The following is a 3,298-nucleotide window of genomic DNA, read 5'->3' as shown; positions in this document are numbered from 1 at the left end:
AAACTCCTGACCTCGGAACTCGACAAGATTTCCCCTGAAAGGGTTGCGTCATTGACGTCCTACGATTTCATTCTCGAAGCCCTATTTGGCGCAGCTTCATATTAAAACGGTATGAGTTCGGGTTAAGGGCGTTTTCGAGTGCCGTGCAACGCGCGGCACTCGAAAACGCTCATTTTGGCGTGCGCAAAGCGCACGCCAAAATGAGCACTTCAGCTTATCCCGAACTGAGGTTATTTAGGTAGAGTCTGGAACAGGACACCCATCTTCAGATTGAATGGGTATTGGGTATAACCACAAGAGCGCTGCCTATATGAATCCTGGCTCTAGACCTTACATAACCCTGGTGCTGGCCATGAGCGCAGATGGCAAGATTGCGGATCGGGGGCGATCGCCGGCGCGTTTTGGCTCGGAGGCCGATCGTGCCCATTTGGAACAATGCATTGCTGAAGCTGACGGGGTTATGTTTGGGGCGGGTACTGTACGAGCCTATGGTACGACGCTTCCCGTGCGGAATCCGGTGCTGCTGGAGCAACGCCAGCAACGCCAGCTCTCGCCACAGCCTGTTCACATCGTTTGCTCACGGTCAGGGCAGTTAGATCCAGGGCTACGATTTTTTCAGCAACCTGTTCCCCGATGGCTCTTAACGACTCCAATAGGTGCTACCTCCTGGGCTGAGGGTGACGCCTTTGAACACATTTTGACGGTGCCTGAACAGGATGGACGTTTGAATTGGACGATCGCCCTCCCCAATCTTCGGGATGCAGGGCTACATCGTCTTGTTTTAGGGGGTGGTGGTGAACTGGTAGCGGCTTTGTTGGCGGTGGATGCGATTGATGAACTATGGCTGACCGTTTGCCCGTTGTTACTTGGAGGAACCCAGGCCCCCAGCCCAGTGGATGGAGCGGGTTTTCCGGCAGCCCTGGCTCCTCGGCTGGAGCTGATCTCCAGTGAGGCGATCGGCCAGGAAGTTTTTTTACATTACCGCCTGCGAAGAGAGTAGGCTTCCGTTTCTGGTAGAGTATGCAATCCTTCAACAAAAACGGGGATGAGTTTTGGGTTGTCTCAACCCGATGGGTACGTTACGCTGACGCTAAGATCTTCAAATGTCTTTACATCTGGCTTCCTGCTTCGTCTCCCATGCACCGACCCCGCACTCGCTACACAGCCCGCTGGATTCATCAAGTTTCTGAAATTCCGAAAGCTGAGTGGGATGCCCTGGCGGTTCCGCTACCCACGCCCTTTTTCGAATGGGAGTGGCTGCATAATCTAGAGGCGTCAGGAAGTGCAACAGCCAAAGCCGGATGGTTGCCCAACCACCTGACGCTATGGCGCGATCGCAGTCTTATTGCCATCGCCCCCTTTTATATCAAAGGCCACAGCTATGGTGAGTTTGTGTTTGACCACCAGTGGGCCGAACTCGCTCAGCGGTTAGGAATTCAGTACTACCCGAAGTTGTTGGGTATGTCGCCCTTCACTCCTGCTGAGGGCTATCGCTTTCTCATTGCCCCCGGTGAGGATGAGGATGCGATCGTCGAGCAATTGATTAACGAAATCGACCATTTCTGTGGGCAGAACAAAATTTCTGGCTGCAACCTGCTTTATGTGGATCCAACCTGGCAACCCGTGCTAGAGCGTCATGGGTTCAGTGCCTGGATGCACCACAGCTTTATCTGGCAAAACCAGGGTTTTCAGACTTTCGACGACTATTTAGGGTCATTTAATGCCAACCAGCGGCGCAATATCAAGCGAGAGCGCAAAGCCGTCAGCAGTGCGGGGCTAAGCCTCAAACCAATCACGGGCGATGCCATTTCAAAAACCTTGTGTACGCAGATGTACGCCTTTTACAGCGACACCTGCGACAAATTTGGCTGGTGGGGAAGCAAATACCTGACCCGTCGCTTTTTTGAAGAGCTGCCCAACAGCTTTCACCATCGGACGGTTTTGTTCGCGGCTTACGAGGAGGATGAATCGCATCCAGTCGGGATGTCACTGTGTTTTACCAAGGGCGATCGCCTGTATGGTCGCTATTGGGGTTCACTCCAGGACATTGAGAACCTCCACTTTGATGCCTGCTACTACTCACCGATCGAGTGGGCGATCGCACACAACATTAAAATCTTCGACCCTGGGGCGGGTGGTCGCCACAAAAAGCGACGCGGCTTCCCGGCTACACCGAACTATTCTCTGCACCGCTTCTACGATCAGCGGTTGATGCACATTCTCCGGTCATACATCGATCAAATCAACGAACAGGAACAGTTAGAAATCGATGCCATCAACGACGACCTACCACTGAAGCAATTAGGGTAGATGGCTAGAGCCGTAAGCATCGTGTGATTGTGATGAAGAGGCGCTTAGTGCCTCTTCATCACAATCACACGATGGAACAGTAATCGGATGTTATCCCCACAGACTGATCTGAAGCGGTTCGTCTGCTGCTTCCGCTGGGCCTGAGGCAAGACGGTGAGCTTGGCGAGTGGTTTCGGGGAGGCGGTATTTCGTTGTGCAGTTCATCACGTAGGCGATCGCCGTCTCCAAACTCACTCGATGACCGGGCGAAATATAGAGCGGTTTGGTGTTCACTCGCGTTCGCAAAACGGCCCCAATCACGTCTCCTTTGTGCTGTAGGGGAACCCACGCACCCCGTTCATTAGGTACTTCCGGGTGCGTTCCCACCAGACGAGACTTGCCAACTCCAATAGTGGGTGCATCCAGTATCCAACCCAGATGGGACGCAATGCCGAAGCGCCGGGGGTGAGCGGTGCCCATACCATCGCACAGAAAAATTTGAGGCTGAGTTTGCAGGGTTTCTAACGCTGCGAGTACCGCCGGAATTTCACGAAACGAGAGTAGACCGGGAATGTAGGGAAATGTGGTGGGACGACGGGCGATCGCCCGATCCATCAATTCCAATCCAGGGAAAGTGAGTATGGCGATCGCTGCCCGGGTGACCGTTCCCTCTTCCTCAAAACCGACGTCAACCCCAGCGACATGGTGAACTGTTGTAGGTAAGTCGTCAATAGTACGAATTTCGCTACGGAGTTGCTGCTGAAGGGCGATCGCCTCTTCTGACGTCAAATCCCAGTTGTGCTGTCGTGGAATGTTCATGATCCTAAACGCGAGCCACCCATACATGAACCCTAGCGCACTCTAAAGTGAAATGACGTCTGCCTCAAACAAGACTTATACCGTTTTAATATGAAGCTGCGCCAAATAGGGCTTCGAGAATGAAATCGTAGGACGTCAATGACGCAACCCTTTCAGGGGAAATCTTGTCGAGTTCCGAGGTCAGGAGTTT

General features: G+C 53.1%; 3 protein-coding genes. 2 read left to right on the top strand and 1 reads right to left on the bottom strand.

Annotated features, from left to right (window positions below):
* The first annotated feature begins 274 nt into the window (after nt 1–274).
* Both H6F91_RS15450 and H6F91_RS15445 read left to right on the top strand, forming a co-directional pair.
* On the top strand, nt 275–1,000 hold the full coding sequence (locus tag H6F91_RS15450; RefSeq protein WP_242035813.1) for a RibD family protein: 726 nt from the start codon (nt 275–277) through the stop codon (nt 998–1,000).
* A 137-nt stretch (nt 1,001–1,137) separates the two neighbouring features.
* Nucleotides 1,138–2,310 (top strand): GNAT family N-acetyltransferase, encoded by a 1,173-nt coding sequence (locus H6F91_RS15445; protein ID WP_190775352.1) that lies wholly within the window; start codon nt 1,138–1,140, stop codon nt 2,308–2,310.
* Nucleotides 2,311–2,400: 90 nt separating this feature from the next.
* On the opposite strand, the gene nfi is transcribed toward H6F91_RS15445, so the two are convergent.
* Nucleotides 2,401–3,108: a deoxyribonuclease V gene (gene nfi, locus H6F91_RS15440; RefSeq protein ID WP_190775312.1), complete on the bottom strand. Its 708-nt coding sequence runs from the start codon at nt 3,106–3,108 to the stop codon at nt 2,401–2,403.
* Nucleotides 3,109–3,298 lie beyond the last annotated feature (190 nt).

The organism is Leptolyngbya sp. FACHB-8 (genome assembly GCF_014695575.1).
Taxonomy (GTDB): domain Bacteria; phylum Cyanobacteriota; class Cyanobacteriia; order Elainellales; family Elainellaceae; genus Vacuolonema.
The sequence above is the reverse complement of the archived record's forward strand: the minus strand, read 5'-3'. Positions and strand labels throughout refer to the sequence as shown.